The sequence below is a fragment of the Nocardioides agariphilus genome, from assembly GCF_015352445.1.
In the GTDB taxonomy this organism is placed as follows: Bacteria; Actinomycetota; Actinomycetes; order Propionibacteriales; family Nocardioidaceae; genus Nocardioides; species Nocardioides agariphilus.
In genome coordinates, this window is the sequence record NZ_JADKPO010000001.1 from 350,428 (window position 1) to 367,929 (window position 17,502).

21 protein-coding genes are annotated in these 17,502 nt (G+C 69.7%); 8 read left to right on the plus strand and 13 right to left on the minus strand.

The annotated features are described in order from the left end of the window. Positions 1-31 precede the first annotated feature (31 nt). Entirely contained in the window at positions 32-493 is a 462-nt protein-coding gene (locus ISU10_RS01795) for an anti-sigma factor (protein WP_194694617.1), read from the minus strand. Then, positions 490-1,119 carry an RNA polymerase sigma factor SigE gene (sigE, locus tag ISU10_RS01800; protein ID WP_370864546.1) on the minus strand — a complete coding sequence of 210 codons (630 nt, stop codon included), beginning with the start codon at positions 1,117-1,119 and terminating at the stop codon, positions 490-492. The genes ISU10_RS01795 and sigE overlap by 4 nt, the downstream gene beginning before the upstream one ends. 206 nt (positions 1,120-1,325) lie before the next feature. Between sigE and ISU10_RS01805 the strand changes: the two genes are divergently transcribed. Continuing rightward, complete coding sequence (locus ISU10_RS01805; protein ID WP_194694618.1) at positions 1,326-1,976, plus strand: O-methyltransferase; 651 nt, start codon at positions 1,326-1,328, stop codon at positions 1,974-1,976. Positions 1,977-1,985: 9 nt separating this feature from the next. On the opposite strand, the gene ISU10_RS01810 is transcribed toward ISU10_RS01805, so the two are convergent. Genes ISU10_RS01810 through ISU10_RS01820 form a run of 3 tightly spaced genes read right to left on the minus strand, consistent with a single transcriptional unit; the run spans position 1,986 to position 4,071 of the window. Further along, positions 1,986-2,324 (minus strand): hypothetical protein, encoded by a 339-nt coding sequence (locus ISU10_RS01810; RefSeq protein WP_194694619.1) that lies wholly within the window; start codon positions 2,322-2,324, stop codon positions 1,986-1,988. Then, positions 2,324-3,898, minus strand: coding sequence for a leucyl aminopeptidase family protein (locus ISU10_RS01815; RefSeq protein ID WP_194694620.1), 1,575 nt, complete (start codon positions 3,896-3,898; stop codon positions 2,324-2,326). The genes ISU10_RS01810 and ISU10_RS01815 overlap by 1 nt, the downstream gene beginning before the upstream one ends. A gap of 5 nt (positions 3,899-3,903) precedes the next feature. After that, positions 3,904-4,071, minus strand: coding sequence for a DUF3117 domain-containing protein (locus tag ISU10_RS01820; protein WP_082574674.1), 168 nt, complete (start codon positions 4,069-4,071; stop codon positions 3,904-3,906). A gap of 156 nt (positions 4,072-4,227) precedes the next feature. On the opposite strand from ISU10_RS01820, the gene ISU10_RS01825 reads away from it, so the two are divergent. Beyond that, on the plus strand, positions 4,228-5,028 hold the full coding sequence (locus ISU10_RS01825; protein ID WP_194694621.1) for an enoyl-CoA hydratase/isomerase family protein: 801 nt from the start codon (positions 4,228-4,230) through the stop codon (positions 5,026-5,028). A gap of 13 nt (positions 5,029-5,041) precedes the next feature. Here the strand turns inward: ISU10_RS01825 and ISU10_RS01830 are convergent, their stop codons facing one another. The 4 genes from ISU10_RS01830 to ISU10_RS01845 are packed head-to-tail and all read right to left on the minus strand — an operon-like array spanning position 5,042 to position 7,270. Then, positions 5,042-5,821: a DUF2817 domain-containing protein gene (locus ISU10_RS01830; RefSeq protein ID WP_194694622.1), complete on the minus strand. Its 780-nt coding sequence runs from the start codon at positions 5,819-5,821 to the stop codon at positions 5,042-5,044. After that, positions 5,800-6,198 (minus strand): hypothetical protein, encoded by a 399-nt coding sequence (locus ISU10_RS01835; RefSeq protein ID WP_194694623.1) that lies wholly within the window; start codon positions 6,196-6,198, stop codon positions 5,800-5,802. The genes ISU10_RS01830 and ISU10_RS01835 overlap by 22 nt, the downstream gene beginning before the upstream one ends. A 14-nt stretch (positions 6,199-6,212) precedes the next feature. Continuing rightward, positions 6,213-6,506: a DivIVA domain-containing protein gene (locus ISU10_RS01840; protein WP_228499045.1), complete on the minus strand. Its 294-nt coding sequence runs from the start codon at positions 6,504-6,506 to the stop codon at positions 6,213-6,215. Further along, on the minus strand, positions 6,503-7,270 hold the full coding sequence (locus ISU10_RS01845; RefSeq protein ID WP_194694624.1) for an LOG family protein: 768 nt from the start codon (positions 7,268-7,270) through the stop codon (positions 6,503-6,505). The genes ISU10_RS01840 and ISU10_RS01845 overlap by 4 nt, the downstream gene beginning before the upstream one ends. A gap of 127 nt (positions 7,271-7,397) precedes the next feature. On the opposite strand from ISU10_RS01845, the gene ISU10_RS01850 reads away from it, so the two are divergent. After that, on the plus strand, positions 7,398-8,057 hold the full coding sequence (locus ISU10_RS01850) for a hypothetical protein (RefSeq protein ID WP_194694625.1): 660 nt from the start codon (positions 7,398-7,400) through the stop codon (positions 8,055-8,057). Here ISU10_RS01850 and dapE read toward each other — a convergent pair. From dapE to ISU10_RS23735, 3 genes are all read right to left on the minus strand, one after another. Beyond that, positions 8,054-9,127 carry a succinyl-diaminopimelate desuccinylase gene (gene dapE / locus ISU10_RS01855; protein ID WP_370864551.1) on the minus strand — a complete coding sequence of 358 codons (1,074 nt, stop codon included), beginning with the start codon at positions 9,125-9,127 and terminating at the stop codon, positions 8,054-8,056. The two genes, ISU10_RS01850 and dapE, sit on opposite strands and share 4 nt — an antisense overlap. 13 nt (positions 9,128-9,140) lie before the next feature. Continuing rightward, positions 9,141-12,428: an isoleucine--tRNA ligase gene (ileS, locus tag ISU10_RS01860; RefSeq protein ID WP_194694627.1), complete on the minus strand. Its 3,288-nt coding sequence runs from the start codon at positions 12,426-12,428 to the stop codon at positions 9,141-9,143. 281 nt (positions 12,429-12,709) lie between these two features. Continuing rightward, positions 12,710-13,738, minus strand: a complete 1,029-nt coding sequence (locus tag ISU10_RS23735) for an SAM-dependent methyltransferase (RefSeq protein ID WP_194694628.1) — start codon at positions 13,736-13,738, stop codon at positions 12,710-12,712. 32 nt (positions 13,739-13,770) lie between these two features. Here ISU10_RS23735 and ISU10_RS01870 point away from each other — a divergent pair, with 32 nt between their 5' ends. Then, complete coding sequence (locus ISU10_RS01870) at positions 13,771-13,974, plus strand: hypothetical protein (RefSeq protein WP_194694629.1); 204 nt, start codon at positions 13,771-13,773, stop codon at positions 13,972-13,974. Positions 13,975-13,980: 6 nt separating this feature from the next. Here the strand turns inward: ISU10_RS01870 and ISU10_RS01875 are convergent, their stop codons facing one another. Beyond that, the gene (locus ISU10_RS01875) at positions 13,981-14,142 is read right to left on the minus strand and encodes a hypothetical protein (protein WP_194694630.1); all 162 of its coding nucleotides are present in this window, start codon (positions 14,140-14,142) and stop codon (positions 13,981-13,983) included. Between the two features lie 42 nt (positions 14,143-14,184). On the opposite strand from ISU10_RS01875, the gene ISU10_RS01880 reads away from it, so the two are divergent. The 4 genes from ISU10_RS01880 (at position 14,185) to ISU10_RS01895 (ending at position 17,338) form a co-directional block, all read left to right on the plus strand. Beyond that, positions 14,185-14,736, plus strand: coding sequence for a DinB family protein (locus ISU10_RS01880; RefSeq protein WP_370864555.1), 552 nt, complete (start codon positions 14,185-14,187; stop codon positions 14,734-14,736). Between the two features lie 40 nt (positions 14,737-14,776). After that, positions 14,777-15,727, plus strand: a complete 951-nt coding sequence (gene dapD / locus ISU10_RS01885; RefSeq protein WP_194694631.1) for a 2,3,4,5-tetrahydropyridine-2,6-dicarboxylate N-succinyltransferase — start codon at positions 14,777-14,779, stop codon at positions 15,725-15,727. Positions 15,728-15,754: 27 nt separating this feature from the next. After that, complete coding sequence (locus tag ISU10_RS01890; protein ID WP_370864557.1) at positions 15,755-16,729, plus strand: VldE C-terminal domain-containing protein; 975 nt, start codon at positions 15,755-15,757, stop codon at positions 16,727-16,729. Between the two features lie 372 nt (positions 16,730-17,101). After that, complete coding sequence (locus ISU10_RS01895; protein ID WP_194694632.1) at positions 17,102-17,338, plus strand: hypothetical protein; 237 nt, start codon at positions 17,102-17,104, stop codon at positions 17,336-17,338. Positions 17,339-17,502: the final 164 nt, after the last annotated feature.

Below are 17,502 nucleotides of genomic sequence, written 5' to 3' on the forward strand. Positions count from 1 at the left end.
GCACGCCCCCGGAGGGGTGCGCGTCAGCGCCTCACTGAGTGCGGCGCGACAGCGTGGGGGCGACGCTCGGTGTCGGGGTGCTCGTGACCAGGCTCGGGCCGGGCAGGTTGGTGATAGGAGCGCGCCGGTCGATGACCGGTGCGTTGGCGGGAGCTGCGCCCAGCGCCAAGACACCCAGCACCGCGGCACCGGCGGCTCCCCCGCCGATGGCCACCAGGCTGCCGCGGCGCGACTTGGCACCCAGCGCGAGCAGCGCGTCGCCGGGAGTCATGCCTGCCTGGGCTCCGACCAACGCGTGCTTGAGGCGGTCGGATGCGGGGCTGTCACCCCACGAGAGCCCGGCCAGTCGGGTCTTGACCCACCCCTCGCGCTCCACGAGGTCACGGCAGTAGTGGCAGGAGTGGACGTGCGACCAAGCACGCTCCTCGTCGGCCGGGGACAGCTGGCCGTCGAGCAGGTCGCTGATCCGGTTGCCGAGGTGGCCGCCGATCATGACGTGCCGGCCGCGAGGCCAGGAGCCGCGACCGGGCCGGGCGTCGCGGGGCCGGGTGTCGCTGGGCCGGGTGTCGCGGGACCTGCGTAGCGAGCGCGCCCGGCGGTCGGCGCCCGGTGGGCCAGGGCCTCGCGCAGCATGGCTCGGCCCCGGTGGATCCTCGAGCGCACGGTGCCGAGCTTGGCATCCATGATGTCGGCGATCTCCTGGTAGGACAGTCCCTCGACGTCGCACAGCACGACAGCCGCCCGGAACTCCGGCGGGAGACTGGCCAGCGCCAGCTCGACGTCGTCGTCGAAGGTGCGGTCGGCGTACGCCGCGTCCGGCGGCGCGCTGGCGCTGGTCAGCCGCTCGGCCCGCTCGTCGGAGAGAGCGTCGAAGCGGATGCGCTGCTTGCGACGCGCCTGGTCGAGGAACAGGTTGGTCGTGATGCGGTGCAGCCACCCCTCGAAGGTGCCGGGCTGGTAGGTCGACAGGCTGCGGAACACCCGGACGAAGACCTCTTGGGTGAGGTCCTCGGCGTCAGGCCGGTTGCCGGTGAGACGGTAGGCGAGACGGAAGACGCGATCAGAGTGGAGCTCGACGACCTCGTCCCACGTGGGGACTGCGTCGGGGGTGGTCTCCACCGCGGAACCCTCCGCTCGGTCGTGTCGCCTTCGTGTGCCGAACAGCGTGCGTCACTCCTCACGGTAGGTAGAGGTCCTGAGAGGAACCTGATAGCCGACTGTTGTCTCTCCGTGACCAACGACTGACCCGGGCACGATGTTCCTTTCCCGTTGCTTTGCCCGTGTTCACTCAGCTGGCGAGGGGCCCGGCGCAGTAGGGTCGCGCCATGGCGACGACTCCTCCCAAGCCGGCGACCTGGACCTACGCGGAGGCCTTCGTCCACGAGGACGATGTCCTCTCGGCGGCGCGAGCCCGGGCCGAAGAGGTAGGCGTCGCGCCGATCGGATCCGGCGGCGGCGCCGCACTGCGGTTCCTCGCCTCGGTGCTCGAGGCGCGAGCGGTCGTCGAGATCGGCACCGGCACCGGCGTCTCAGGCGTCTGGCTGCTGCGCGGCATGCGCAGCGACGGCGTGCTCACCACGGTCGACATCGAGGCCGAGCACCAGCGGCTGGCGCGAGAGGCCTACACCGAGGCCGGGGTCGCACCACAGCGCGTGCGCACGATCGCAGGAGCAGCCCTCGACGTACTCCCCCGGCTCACCGATGGCCACTACGACCTGGTCTTCGCCGACGGCGACAAGGTCGAGTACGGCGCCTACCTCAAGGAGGCGCTCCGGTTGCTGCGGCCCGGAGGCGTCGTCGTGTTCGACAACGCGCTCTGGCACGACCGCGTGGCCGACCCCGCTCAGCGCGACGAGGAGACCGTCGCGATCCGCGAGCTGGGTCGACAGGTGTCCGAGCACGAGCAGCTCGTCGAACTGCTGCTGCCCGTCGGCGACGGGCTGCTGGTGGCCAAGAAGGAGTGGGTCCCGGAGTAGATCCGGGCGTCAGTACCTCGGTGCCGCCACGAAGCCCTCGCCGCCCTCGGCGACGGCGACAACCTCGCAGGGCTCGATCAGGATCGGTGCGGATCCGATGATCTGCGAGCCCGGAGACTCCGCGGCGGTCAGCTCGAACGAGGTCTGGAACGTCGAGCGCGCGTCATCGCTGGCGAAGACGTAGCAGCCCTCGAACCATTCCCCCGGCCGCATCCGCCAGGTCTTGAAGCGCAGTCCCTCCATGCCGGTGAAGCGGGCGTGCGAGGTCTCCTCGACGTAGGCGGCCAACTTGTCCTCGACGCCTTCGGGCGCATCGGCCAGGGACCACCGGACGGTCAGGGCGTGCATCAGGTTCCGATTCCTTCCAGCGGGTCGGGCTGGCCGAGCCAGGCCAGCAAAGCGCGGGCGCCGAAGCCTGTCGGTCCGGTGGACCACTCGTAGCTGTCGGTGGGCGAGTCGCCCACCGAGGCGATGTCGAGGTGGGCCCACGGGACCTTCCCGGTGAAGTGCTGCAGGAACAGGGCGGCGGTGATGGACCCGGCGCCTCCGGCGGCGTTGTCGGCGTCGGCCACCTTGGAGGTCAGCTTGTCCTCGTAGTCGCTGACCAGGGGGAACCGCCAGAAGGGCTCACCCGATGTCTCGCCGGCCTCGAAGATCGCTGAGGCCAGGGCCTCGTCGTTGGCGAAGTAGCCGGCCACCTGTTGACCGAGGGCGACCTTCATTGCACCGGTCAGCGTGGCGATGTCGACCATGACCGCCGGGTCGAGCTTGTCGACGGCGTAGGCCAGCGCGTCAGCCATCACCAGTCGGCCCTCGGCGTCGGTGTTGGTCACCTCGCTCGTGCGACCGCCGTAGTGGCGGAGTACGTCGCCGGGCCGCATCGAGTCGGCGCCCACGGAGTTCTCTGCGGCGGCCACGAGTCCGGTGACCCTGACCGGGCAGTCGACCGCTGAGAGTGCGGCCAGGACGGAGATCACGACGCCGCCGCCGGTCATGTCGCGCTTCATCGTGGTCATCGAGTCGGCCGGCTTGATCGACAGGCCCCCGGTGTCGAAGGTGATGCCCTTGCCGACCAGCACCACCCGCGGCGTCTTGGACGTCGCGCGCCGAGGGGTGTAGTCGAGACGGATCAGGCACGAGGGGTTGGCCGAACCACGGCCCACGCCGATGATGCCGCCGAACCCCTCCTTGCCCAGCTTCTGCTCGTCCCAGACCGTGACCTTCAAGCGGTTGCCGTCGGCCAGCTCGAGCGCTTGGTCGGCAAGCCACTGCGGGCTCTTGAGGTTGGCTGGCACGGTCGCGAGCACCCGGGCTCGCCACGCGGCGCCGCCCACTGCGACCGCGCGACGCAGGCCTTCGTCGGCGTCGTCGCCGCCGGGGTTGTCGGCAACGACGACCTTGGGCACCGGGCGATGCTCGGGCCCGTCGGAGCGCCAGTGGAAGCCGAACGAGCCGAGCATGGTGCCGACCACGAACGGCTCGAGACCATCGGCGCTCACGCTCGGGATGGTCGTCGCCACGCCATGACGGTCGAGGACGGCGCGAGCGAGCGCCGCACCAGCGCGTCGGATGTCGAGCGGACGCGCTTCGCCGACACCCACGAGGAGCACCAACGCCAGGTCGTCGTTGTCGGGGCTACCGCCCGGCACCAGGACCTGGGTGACCTCACCAGCCCGCCCCGTCGCTCGGGCGATCTCGCACGCGCCCAGCAGGTCGAGATCCGTGGACTCCGTGAGCTCGTCAGCACCCGGCCCGAGCAGCACACCCGCAGCTGCGGACGACGAGTCGACCGGCAGCACGGGGATCGCGATGACGTCGATGCCGGTGAGGGCATGCGGCAGCGCACCGCTCAAGGCGAACTGGGGGGGAGATACCTGGGGTGGGAGTGTGGGAGTCGAAGCCGAGCGGAGTGTCTGGGCCATCGGGCTCAGCCGACGACGTCCTTGAGGGCATCGCCGAGAGCGCCGGCCTCCTCGGCGTTCAGCTCGACGACCAGGCGGCCGCCACCTTCGAGCGGGACGCGCATGACGATGCCGCGGCCCTCCTTGGTGACCTCCAGCGGACCGTCGCCTGTCCGCGGCTTCATTGCCGCCATCCGGCACCTCTTCCTTGTGTTGCTACCTGGGTGCGCTGGTGCGCCCATGAGGTTCCCAGCAGTTGCCGGGACCATTATCCCCTATCGGGCGTGGTGGGCACCTCACGCCCCGCGACCGGCGGACGATCCGATGCGCCGGTGCGGCAGGATGCCCACATGACCGATCCCGTGCTGCTCGACCTCACCGACGGTGTCGCGACGATCACCTTGAACCGGCCCGAGGCCATGAACAGCCTCGACATCGCCACGAAGCAGGCCTTGCTGGACGCCGTACGCCAGGTCGCCGACGACCCCGCCGCACGTTGCGTCGTGCTCACCGGAAGCGGGCGTGCGTTCTGCGTCGGTCAGGACCTCAAGCAGCACATCGAGATCCTCGACAGCCCTGACCCGGCGCACCAGGACCAGCTGTTCCGCACCGTCGAGGAGCACTACAACCCGATCGTCACCACGTTGGTCGCGATGGCCAAGCCGGTGATCGCGGCGGTCAACGGGGTCGCGGCCGGCGCCGGCGCGTCCCTGGCCTTCGCCTGCGACCTTCGGTTCCTCGCCGACACGGCCGGCTACAACCTCGCCTTCGCCGGAGTAGCGCTCTCGTGCGACACCGGCTCGTCGTTCACCCTGCAACGCCTCGTCGGTCCGGCCAAGGCCATCGAGCTGCTCTACCAGCCGCGCACCATCAAGGCCGACGAGGCGCTCGCGCTCGGTCTGGCCACCAAGGTCGTGCCGGGCGATGCCCTGGCAGAGGAGGTGCGATCCGTGGCCACCGCCCTGGCGTCGGGTCCGACCCTGGCCTACGGAGCGATGCGGCGGTCGGTCGCCTACGCGGCAGGTCACTCCTTCGAGGAGGCCGTCGCCTTCGAGGCGGAGATGATGACGCTGACCGGCGCGACCCATGATCACCGGGCGGCGGTCCACGCCTTCGTCAACAAGGAGCGGCCGAGCTTCGAGGGCCGCTAGCCATCGCCTGGGGTCAGCCCACGACGTCGAACTGGTTGGTCCCCCGCCACGCGCCGAAGATGTCGAGGACCTGACCAGGCGCGGTCCTGGTCATCAGGCGACGCGAGGGCCGGGCGCCGTACTCGACCGTCAGCGCGAAGCCGGACTGGTGGTGGTTGAACCAGCCGGTCATGGTGCCGTGGCACACCCCACCGCAGTCGAGCGAGGTCGTCGGCAGGCCGAGGATCCGGGCGACCCGCTTGGCGAACTTGGGTCGCTCGACGTCGATGTCGACGCCGTTGAGGGGCTGGTGGAACGACAGGATCCAGTCGGGCTCCACGTCGTCGAGGAAGCGCATCATCGCGCGGGTCTCGGGCTCGGAGGCGGCCTTCGGCCCGGAGTAGTAGGACCCCGTCAGCGGCGCCCAGTGATAGGGGTAGTTGCGGTTGAGGTCGACGCCATGCGCGTTGCGACGGGTCCCCTTGGCGAGCCCGTCGGGGTTGTACGCCGGCACCACCCAGAGGTCGATCCCGTGCACGCTCTTGCCGTCGCGCAGGGTCCGCAAGATGGCGGTGGGCGCGGGCTCGTTGCCGTGCATGCCAGCGATCAGCACGACCTTCGGCCTGCCGGTCTCACCCAGGTGCCAGGCGTTGATCGGTCGACCCTCGACCGAGTGTCCGATGACCTTCTTGGCGTACGCCGCCGTGGCCGGTGGCGTCTCGAGCGCCGAGGCCGACGTCATCGCGGGTGCGGCGAGCAGCCCGGCCACGACCGAGAGTCCGGCCAGCGAGGTCAGCGTGCGACGTAGAACCACGTGAACACCAGTACCCCGACGAACATCCCGATATGTGCCAGGACCGAAAGGCCGGGGCCTTCCGACCAAGTGTCATCTCGAGCCGCGGTCGCGTGCCTGCCCCGGCTGGGCAGCCACCGCAGCAGGATCAGCAGGCCGGCCAGGGTGGTCAGCCACCAGAAGGCGAGACCGACGACACCGACCAGATCGTTGGTACCGACCAGGTAGACCACCCAGGTCACCAGCGCGAGCACTCCGCACGCGGTGTGCACATTGACGATCCCGGCACCGACACTGTGGCGTCCGGCCGCGGCCTGCTTGCTCAGACGCAGGCGGGTGAGCACCACGACGACCGCCGCGAGAGCGGTCAGCACGTAGACGACGTACTCGGGTTGCACGGCCAGCAGTCTCCTCAGTCGTCGTAGTGGTCGTCCTGGACTCGTCCCGCCGGGTCGCTAGTCTCCCGAACCTCCATCTCGTGCGCGAGTCTGTCCAGCAGGGAGTCCACCTCGGACATCCGGTAGCCGCGGAAGGCCAGCGAGAACCGCACGTGCCGCAGGTCTCCGGCCATCAGCTCGCGGTCTGCCGGCACCGTGGCATCGGGTCGGTCGTCGTACGCCGGTGCCATCGGAGATCCGCGGCCTGCGGCGACCACGGCGATGCCACCCATGGCAAGCACCACGAGGATCGCGAAGAACCACATCATCCGGTGGTCTGCCTCTCGTCGCGGGAGGCCACCATCACCGCGACGGCCTCGTCGACGTCGTCGGTGAGCTGGAGCATGTCGAGGTCCGACGGCTTGATCATGCCGCGCTCGAGGGCAGTGTCGCGCAGCCAGCCGATCAGCCCGGACCAGTAGTCCGTGCCGAGCAGCACCACGGGGAACGACGTGACCTTGCCGGTCTGCGCGAGCGTCAGCGCCTCGAACAGCTCATCGAGGGTGCCGAAGCCGCCAGGTAGGACGATGAAGCCTTGGGAGTACTTCACGAACATCGTCTTGCGAGCGAAGAAGTAGCGGAAGTTGACCCCGATGTCGGCCCATTGGTTGAGGCCGGACTCGAAGGGCAGCTCGATCCCGAGCCCGACGCTCACGCCGCCTGCCTCGCTCGCGCCCTTGTTGGCCGCCTCCATGGACCCTGGTCCGCCGCCGGTGATGACGCTGAACCCCGCCTCGGCCAGCGCCCGCCCGGTCTGCTCGGCCTGCGCGTAGGTGGGGTCGCCCGGGTGGTTGCGAGCCGACCCGAAGACCGCCACCGCAGGACCGAGTTCGGCCAGCGCCCCGAAGCCCTCGATGAACTCCGCCTGGATCCGCAGCACCCGCCACGGGTCGGTGTGGATCCAGTCGCTCGGGCCGCGCGAGTCCAGCAGCCGCTGGTCGGTCGTACCTTCGTCGATCTGGTCGCGGCGTTGTACGACGGGACCCTTGGTCTTGCTCTTCACCACGGGTGTCAGCCTGCCATGCCGCGTCATGGCCGCCGGGCAGGTCGCCCTCCCGCAGGTCGCCGCGCGGTCCCGCTTGGCGCGGTGGTCATCTTCTACATCGGCCGCGCACGATTGGGCATCGGGCCACCGGCAGCCGATAGCCTCCGTCGCGACCATGAACGACGACCGCACCGACGCCACGGCCGGCCACATCCTCATCGGGGGAACTGGCAGGGCCGGCACGACGCTGCTCGTGCAGTGGTTCACCGCGCTGGGGTTCGACACCGGCTACGACCTCGACCAGGCGATCCAGGCCACCGACCCGATCTCCCACGGCGGGCTGGAGCACTCGTTCGCGCGGACGCTCGAGGCGGGTGCGCGGCTGCCGTACGTCGCCAAGTCACCGTGGTTCGGGCGCAAGCTGCGCGACTACCTCGACCGCGACGAGCTGCGCGTGAAGGCGGCGATCATCCCGATGCGCGACCTCCAGGATGCGGCCGAGAGCCGCCGGCGGGTCTCGCAGGAGGCGGCGGTCGCCGGGCTCGACCCGGGCCGTCATCCGGGCGGTGTCGTCGGGTCGAGCGCGGGTGAGACGACGACCGGCAAGCAGGAGCGCCAGCTGGCCCGGATGTTCTTCGACCTCGTCTCGGCGCTGGTCGCCCACGACGTACCGATCTACTTCCTGCGGTTCCCCGACTTCGCCCGGGGTGATCAGGACCTCTACTCCGCACTCCGGCCCCTGCTCGAAGCGCACGGCGTGACGTCCGAGGAGGCGGCGACCGCACTGCGGCAGGTGGTCAGGCCCGAGCTGATCCACCGGTTCCGACAGGACTAGGCGCCCAGCCAGGTCCGCAGCACCGCCTCGCACCGGTAGACCTGCTCGAGGGGCACGAACTCCTCCTGCTTGTGCGCCAGCATCGGGTCGCCCGGTCCGAAGTTCACCGCGGGCACGCCCAGGGCCGAGAAGCGCGCGACGTCGGTCCATCCGAACTTCGGGTTGACCTCTCCCCCGACCGCCTCGACGAACTCCTTGGCCGCGGGCCGGTCGAGCCCGGGCAACGCACCGGGCGCCGAGTCGGTGATCTCGCACTCGAAGCCGGCGAAGAGCTCCTTCACGTACGCCGCGGCCTCGGCCTCGCTGCGATCGGGGGCGAAGCGGAAGTTGATCGAGACCGTGCACACGTCCGGCAGCACGTTGCCGGCGACGCCACCGTTGACGAAGACCGCGTTGAGGCCCTCGTGGTACTCCAGCCCGTCGATCACCGGCATCCGCGCCTGGTAGGCGTTGAGCCGGTCGAGGATCTCGCCCGCCCGGTGGATCGCATTGACGCCCTTCCACGACCGAGCCGAGTGAGCGCGCTCGCCGCGCGCGATCACGTCGACACGCAGCGTGCCTTGGCACCCCGCCTCGATGACGGCGTCGGAGGGCTCCATCAGGATCGCGAAGTCGGCCCGCAGGAGGTCGGGGTCGCTCTGCGCCAGCAGGAACAGGCCGTTGAACTCGGTCTCGATCTCCTCGGACTCGTAGAACAGGAACGTCAGGTCGCGGTTGGGTGCCGGCACGCCTGCGGCGATCTTGAGCATCACCGCGACCCCGCCCTTCATGTCGCACGTGCCGAGCCCGCGCAACACATCGGTGCCTTCCGCCTGGTCGCGCACCGCGGGGAGGTTGTCGTTGACCGGCACGGTGTCGAGGTGTCCGGCGATCACGACCCGCTCGGGGTGGCCCAGGTCGGTGCGGGCCACGACGGTGTTGCCGTGCCTGGTGACCGTCAGGTGCGTCAAGGGCAGCAGCGCCGCCTGCACCGCGTCGGCGATCCGCTGCTCGTTCTTGCTGACCGACTCGATGTCGACCAGCTGCTCGAGGAGGTCGGCCGCGTCGGCGGAGAGGTCCAGGTCCGTCACGCGCGTCATCCTGTCAGGCGCGCTGGAGCTCGATCACCGGGTGCTCGACGCCGGAGACCTCGATGGCGAGCGAGGTCGCCAGGGTCTCGGCGGCGATCAGGTTCTGGTGGGTCCGTGCTGCGTCGGCGACGTCGGACGACGCGGCGATCGTCAGCACGATCCGGTCGGAGACCTCGAGGCCGGCATCGCGCCGGGCCTGCTGCACCGCCCGCACGAGGTCGCGGGCAATGCCCTCTGCCTCGAGCTCCGGTGTGAGGGCGGTGTCGAGCACCACGAAGCCGCCGCGCGGCAGCATCCCGGTCGCCGCGTCCACACCACCGCCCGCGACGGTGTCGAGGGTGTACTCGCCCTCCTGCAGCGCCAGACCGCCGGCGGTCACGGTGCCGTCGGCTGTCACCGACCAGTCGCCCGACTTCGAGGCCTTGATCGCGGTCTGCACGTCCTTGCCGAGCCTGGGGCCGGCCGCGCGCGCGTTGACGGTCAGCCGCTGGGACACGCCGTACGACGCCGCATCGGGGTGGTCGGCGTCGAGCAGGCGCACGGACTTGACGTTGAGCTCGTCGGCGACGATCGGCTCGAACCCGGCGAGGGTGCCGGCACCGGCGACCACGATCGTCATCTCGGCCAGGGGCAGACGGTTGCGCAGACCCGCGCCCTTGCGCAGCGCGGAGCCCGCCGAGCACACCTCACGGACCTGGTCCATCGCGGCCACCAGAGACTCGTCGTCGGGCAGGTCGCTGGCGGCTGGCCAGTCGGTGAGGTGCACCGAGCGCTCGCCGGTCAGCCCTCGCCAGATCTCCTCCGTGGTCAGCGGCAGCAACGGCGCCGCACAGCGAGCGACCGTCTCCAGCACCGTGTAGAGGGTGTCGAAGGCGTCGCGTGTGGACTGGTTTCGAGACGGTGGGTGGTCGATATCCTCAACCAGCGAAGTTCCAGTCGCCCAGAACCGCTCGCGTGAGCGCCGGATGTACCAGTTGGACAGCACGTCGAGGAAGGTGCGCGTCGACTCGCAGGCGTCGGCGATCTGGTAGTCGTCGAGCTGCTGGGTCATGTCGGCGACGTACTGGCCGGTCTTGGCCAGCAGGTAGCGGTCGAGGGTGTCCTGCGAGTCGGTGCGCCGCCGAGCCGTGTAGCCGGCCGCGTTGGCGTAGAGCGCGAAGAAGTACCAGCAGTTCCACAACGGGATCAGCACCTGGCGCACGCCCTCGCGGATGTTGCGCTCGGTGACGATCAGGTTGCCGCCACGCAGGATCGGGCTCGACATCAAGAACCAGCGCATCGCGTCGGCGCCGTCGCGGTCGAAGACCTCGCGGACGTCGGGGTAGTTGCGCAGGGACTTGCTCATCTTCTGGCCGTCGGAGCCGAGCACGATGCCGTGGGACAGGCAGGTCTCGAACGCCGGCCGCTCGAAGATCGCCGAGGCCAGCACGTGCATCGTGTAGAACCAGCCGCGCGTCTGGCCGATGTACTCGACGATGAAGTCGCCGGGGAAGTGGTGCTCGAACCAGTCGGTGTTCTCGAACGGGTAGTGCACCTGGGCGAAGCTCATCGACCCGGACTCGAACCAGCAGTCCATGACATCGGTGACCCGACGCATCGTGGAGCGACCCCCGTCGATCGGCCTGGGGTCGTCCGGGTTGGGACGCGTCAGCTGGTCGATGAACGGCCGGTGCAGGTCGTCGGGGCGCACGCCGAAGTCGCGCTCGAGCTCGTCGAGCGAGCCGTAGACGTCGACCCGGGGGTACGCCGGGTCGTCGCTGCGCCAGACCGGGATCGGGCTTCCCCAGAAGCGGTTGCGCGAGATCGACCAGTCGCGGGTGTTCTCCAGCCACTTGCCGAACTGGCCGTCCTTCACGTGCTCGGGCACCCAGCGGATCTGCTGGTTGAGGTCGAGCATCCGCTCGCGGATCTTGGTGGTCGACACGAACCACGACGACACCGCCATGTAGATCAGCGGCTCGCGGCAGCGCCAGCAGTGCGGGTAGGAGTGCTCGTAGGACTCGCGGCGCAGCAGGACAGTGCCCTCGGTGATGGAGCCTGTGTCGCTCCCGGGGTCTCGAGACGGTTGCTGCGCAACCTCCTCGACCAGCGATCCTCGGCGGGTCATCGCGCGCAGGTGGTCGATGATCGCCAGGTTGGCCTCGAAGACGTGCAGTCCGGCGTAGTCGTCGACGGGCGCGGTGAAGGTGCCGTCCTTGGCGACCGGCACGACGGGCTCGATGCCCTCGCGGTCGGTGACGATCTTGTCGACCTCGCCGAAGGCGCCGGCGCTGTGCACGAGACCGGTGCCGTCCTCGGTCGTCACGAACTCCGCCTCGACGACGCGGAAGGCGCGCTCGTGGCCCAGGAAGTAGGACATCGGCGGGGTGTAGGTGCTCTCCAGCAGGTCAGCCCCGGTCAAGCGGGCCAGGATGTCGGGCGACTCCCCCAGCTCCTTGGAGTACGCGTCGAGCCGGGCCTCGGCGAGGAGGTACCGCTCGGGAGTACCGGTGTAGGCCGACTCGACCACCACGTAGTCGATGTCGCTGCGCACCATCACGGCGAGGTTGGCAGCCAGCGTCCACGGGGTCGTCGTCCAGACGAGTGCCAGCGCACCCTCGGCGGGCCCACTGGTCAGGCGCAGGCCGACGGTGACGGCCGGGTCGACGCGCTGCTGGTAGACGTCCTCGTCCATCCGCAGCTCGTGGGCCGACAGCGGGGTCTCGTCGTTCCAGCAGTAGGGCAGCACCCGGAAGCCCTCGTAGGCCAGCCCCTTGTCGTAGAGCTGCTTGAAGGCCCACATCACGCTCTCCATGTAGGGGAGGTCGAGGGTCTTGTAGTCGTTGTCGAAGTCGACCCAGCGCGCCTGCCGGGTGACGTAGTCACGCCACTCCGAGGTGTATTCGAAGACCGACTTGCGGCACTCGGCGTTGAACTTCTCGATGCCCAGGTCGAGGATCTCCTCGGTCGTCTTCATGCCGAGCTGGCGCATCGCCTCGAGCTCGGCCGGCAGGCCGTGGGTGTCCCAGCCGAAGCGGCGCTCGACGCGGCGTCCGCGCATGGTCTGGAAGCGCGGCACCAGGTCCTTCACGTAGCCGGTGAGCAGGTGCCCGTAGTGCGGCAGCCCGTTGGCGAAGGGCGGTCCGTCGTAGAAGACGAACTCGTTGTCACCGTTCTCCCCGGCGTCTCGCTGGTCGACGCTGGCCTGGAAGGTGTCGTCGTCGGCCCAGTAGGCCAGCACCGCCTCCTCGATCTGAGGGAAGGACGGGCTCGACGGGACGCCAGCGCTGTCACTGGTGTGGGAGACCTGCGGGTAGGTCATGCGGTTCGCTCCTGTGGGTTCGCCGGTCGAGCTTGTCGAAACCACGAGGACGACTTCCGCCGCGGTACCACCTCGCTTGCCCCGCACGATGGTCTCGACAAGCTCGACCGACGTGCGGAACCACTTCGTTCACGGCTGTGACGGGCCTACCCGTCCGGTTCTACTGGGCCCGTCGGGACGGACTGTTCTTCCGGAGGCTCACCGCTGATGACGGCTCGAACGCCTGTGGGCCCAGCGTACGGCGTGGGGTCGCGGCGGACGAATCCATTCGAACCGTGCGCTCAGGGACGCCGACCTCGCACGCGCCAGTTCCCGAACGGCCCTACACCAGCCTCAACGTCGACGAACCCGTGCGCGTCGAACTCGGCCACGAGCTCGGCGGCCGAGCGGTCAGGGACGCCCCAGGACCCGAGCACGACACGGAAGACCGCTCGCTCCCTCGCCGTCTGGCCGCGCGGGTCGTCGGCCAGCTCGGTCGGATCACCGAGCAGAGGCGCCTCGGCGACGCCCCCGCTGCGCAGGCTGCGCCGCATGGTCTCCAGCGCCGGGCCTCTGCTCGCCTCGGCGAAGAAGAACTGGCTCCAGTAGCCGAGGTCGAAGCTGTCGGGCCGGTCGAAGCCGGCCGCGTCGGAGGTCACCACCTCGAACCTGTCGCTCACCCCCAGCTCCTCGGCACGGCTCGCGGCCACCGCCGCCAGGTCCTCGGCGAGCTCGATGCCGACCGCCCTCATCTCCGGCAGCGCCTGGAGCATCGACAGCACTCGCCCCGCCACGCCGCAGCCCAGCTCCAGCAGGCTCCCTCCCGAGCCGAGGACGTCGTAGGTCGGGTCGGCGGTGAGCCCGCGTCGCATCCCGGCTATCACTCCCGGGGAGAAGGGGTCGGGCGAGATCGCGCGAGCGAAGACGAGCCGCTCCTCGGACGACATCTCCCAGTAGTCGGCCCCCTTTCCAAGTCCGCGGATGACGGCACGCTCGACCTCAGAGGACGCCAGAGTCGCCGACATCGGCACGCTCGCTTCGTCTCCCGTGAGCACGAGCCACGGTGCGGTGAGCTGGAAGTGGTCGCCCTCGCGCACCACGACGTCGTTGACCTCGAGTGCCTCCAGGACCGACGACACCGCCACGCCGGGCAGACCGGTCGCCTCGCTCAGCGCATCACCCGAGGATTGTGCGCGCAGGGCGGCCAACATCCCGGTGCTCTCGGCGACGTGCACGAGGTCCAGCAGGCCGCGCGCGAGGAACAGCGGTGCCAGGGAGGTTTCGTAGGCGTCCTCGTAGGACAGGTCATGGGACAGGGAGTCGGCGTCCACGGCGCTCAGCCTCGCAGCATCTCGCGTGGTTCGTGCGGGAGGCGTGGCCGAGCCCGGCGACCGGCACCACGCTCACCCAGGGGATGCTGCGGGCCGACGAGAGCCTCGAGGTCGTGTCTGCCTCCGACCGTCTGGGGTGCTTCGGCGACGGCATCGAGGCCGACGCGCTCAGCCTGTCGTGGGGTCAGCGGCTCAGCGTCGCGGTCTCCGACGTGCGCCTGCGACTGGTCGTCTGACGCCTGCTAGAAGCCGTCCATGCCGCCGCACGAGCTCATCGTGTGGGCGATCACGATCGGACGGTGGTCGGGACTCTTCTGCTGGTGCGGCGCGGCCGAGGCGGTGGCGCCCCACGACACCGAGGCCAACGTGACGACGGCGACCGCGAGGGTACGGCGTACTCGCATGCGTGCCACGCTACGCCGGTGACCAGCGATAGTCAGCAGCCCGTGACTCAGCAGCGCAGGTACCCCGACATGTGGGTGGACCCCGAGGACGACCCGCGTGAGGCCGAGACCAATGCGCGCGGGGAGAAGGCCGTGCTGGCCGAGTACCTCGACCACTACCGCAAGACCCTCGAGATGAAGTGCGACGGGCTCGACGCCGAGCAGCTGGCGCGCCGATCGGTGCCGCCGTCCACGATGTCGTTGCTGGGACTGGTCCGCCACATGGCGGCGGTCGAGCACAGCTGGTTCCAGCGTCAGATGCAGGCCAAGGACGAGCCGCGCCTGTTCGGCAAGAACGAGGACCGCGACGCCGACTTCAACGAGGCGGTCGCCGACCAGGCGGTCGTCGACGAGGCATTCGCGACCTGGCGCGAGCAGATAGCTGCGGCGGACGCCTTCTACGAGGGCGTCGACGATCTCGGTGCCACCGTCGACCTCGACGGCCACGAGGTCGAGATCCGCGACATCGTGGTGCACATGATCGAGGAGTACGCCCGGCACTGCGGCCACGCCGACCTGCTTCGGGAGTGCATCGACGGCCGGACCGGCCAGTGACCGCTGCCCGCGTCCTGACCTCGGTCCGTAGGCTTTCCGCGTGACTGACGACCAGACCGGCGCGCCCGTCTCTGCCTGGGGCCTCGGCCTGGCCACGCTCACCGACGACGGCGCGGTGCTGGACGTCTGGTTCCCCGAGCCCGTTCTGGGCGAGCCCGGCCAGGACACCGGCGACCTGCGCGAGCGCCTCGACGCGCTGGCCGGCCACGACGACGTACGCCGGGTGACCCGCGAGGTGCGCGAGGTCACGGCAGACCTGGGGGCGGCCGCCTCCACCACCGAGGACATCTGGCTGCGGCTCCACCTGCTGTCGCACCGGCTGGTGCGGCCGCGCGAGATCGTGATGGACGGTGCCTTCGCTCTGCTCACCAACGTGGTGTGGACCAGTGCTGGTCCCTGTGCGGTCGAGGGGTTCGAGGAGACCCGGGCGCGGCTCCAGGCGGCTGGCCAGCGGGTGATGGTCTACGGCGTGGACAAGTTCCCCCGGATGCTCGACTACGTCGTGCCGACCGGCGTCCGCATCGCCGACGGCGACCGGGTGCGCCTCGGCGCCCACCTCGCCGAGGGCACGACGGTCATGCACGAGGGCTTCGTCAACTACAACGCCGGCACGCTCGGCCCATCGATGGTCGAGGGCCGCATCTCGGCCGGCGTGGTGGTCGGCAAGGACTCCGACGTCGGTGGCGGCGCCTCGATCATGGGCACGCTCTCCGGCGGCGGCAAGGAGGTCATCTCCGTGGGTGAGCGCTGCCTGCTCGGCGCCAACTCGGGACTCGGCATCTCGCTGGGCGACGACTGCGTCGTGGAGGCCGGTTGCTACGTCACAGCGGGCACCAAGGTCACCCTCCCCGACGGCACGGTCATCAAGGCACTCGAGCTCTCGGGCTCCGACCACGTGCTCTTCCGCCGCAACTCGGTCTCGGGCGCCGTGGAGGCCGTGCCGTGGAAGTCCGCGGGCATCGACCTCAACGCCGTCCTGCACGCCAACTGACCGCGCGCCGACCTCGTCACACCCCACGTGCACATCACCCGCAGGTTCGCCGTCTTGCTGACCGTCGCTGCGCTGGTGCTCGGCGGCGGCGCCGTGTGGCTGACCTGGCGAGACGGGCCGCTGCCGGCGCTGATCCCGCCCGTGGAGGAGTGCCAGGCACGCGCGGCCGGCCACCGGGTCGAGCTCGACCTCCAGCAGGCGCGCTACGCCGCGCTGATAGCAGCGGTGGCCGTGCGCCGAGGCCTGCCCGCGCGAGCCGCCACGATCGCGCTCGCCACCGCCTACCAGGAGTCCGACCTGCGCAACGTCGAGTACGGCGACCGTGACTCGCTCGGGCTGTTCCAGCAGCGCCCGTCCCAGGGCTGGGGCACGCGGCAGCAGATCCTCGATCCCTACCACGCCACGAACGCGTTCTACGACGCACTCGAACGCGTCGAGGGCTACACCTCCATGTCGGTCACCGAGGCGGCCCAGCAGGTGCAACGCTCCGCGTTCCCGGGCGCCTACGCCGACCACGAGGGCGACGCCCGCGTGCTCGCCTCCGCGCTCACGGGCAACTCCAAGGCGGCCTTGTGGTGCACGGTCGACGACGACCGGGACGAGTCGTCCAGCGCGCTCGACCAGACGGGACTCACGCAGCGAGCCGCCGCCGTACGTCAGGACCTGCGGGAGGCCTTCGGGGACCTGCCCCTGGGCGGCTTCGCGCCCGGCGGGGTGCACGAGGGCCACATGCCGGGGTCCGCTCACTACGAGGGCCGGGCCATCGACGTCTTCGTCCGGCCGATCTCCACGGTCAACAAGCGGCGCGGGTGGGCCATCGCCAGTTATCTGGTCTCGCAGGCCGACCGACTCGACATCGCCACCGTGATCTTCGACGACCGGATCTGGAAGGTCGGCTCGTCCGCGGACGGGTGGCAGGACTACCGCGTACCGGACGGCACCACGGGCGACCGCCGCATCCTCGAGCACCGCGACCACGTGCACGTCGACGTGGCGCCCTGAGTGAGGTCCTCAGTGACGTCCTGAGTGACGCCCTGAGTGGCGTCCGGCGTCGTGACGGAGCCGGAAGAGTACGAATTCGGTGGCAGTCACGACCGATCCGTCACGGTGTTGACGGCCGTTTCGGGGGCTCCAGGAGGCCTCGAACACGCTCCCAGGAGCGCTCTGAGGGGGGTGGTCTAGGCCAGTGACAAACGGTTTGCCTGAATGTGACCGCTCCCAGAGGCACACTGATACGACACGACGGAATCAGTTGCACAGAGGGGCAGACAGCAGCGCTTATCGCAGGCTAACTTTCTCTTCAACGCCGAGGAGGGGGCTTTTCGGCAAAGCGGGGGGGTGATCAGGAACATGCAGAGTTCCACGATCTTGACAATGGGAACTGCGCTCAACCGGGCGCACGACCATGACGCAATAGTGGAGGTGCTGGTCGGGGGCCAGTGGCTTACCGGTGTCGTCGCGGGTGTGGACGGGTACGGAGTGGTACTCGTGGACGCTCAGAACGACCACTCGGTAGTGCGGATGGACGCGATCAGCGCCGTTCGTGTGCCGGGCCGGCTGGCTGAGCACCAGATCGAGGCGAGAGACCTGTACGACGCCTCGGTCTGCTGAGAGAGGCGCATGTTCTCTAAAAGGCTGTGGCGCCCGTCTGGGGGGGCGGGCGCCGCGGCTCTTTTAGTTTGTAGGTAAAGGCCGATAATCGCGTACTTGGTTTCGCGAATATCGGTCTTTACTCTTTTCCGCAAGGCCGGCTGGATGAATATCTCAGCTCACAG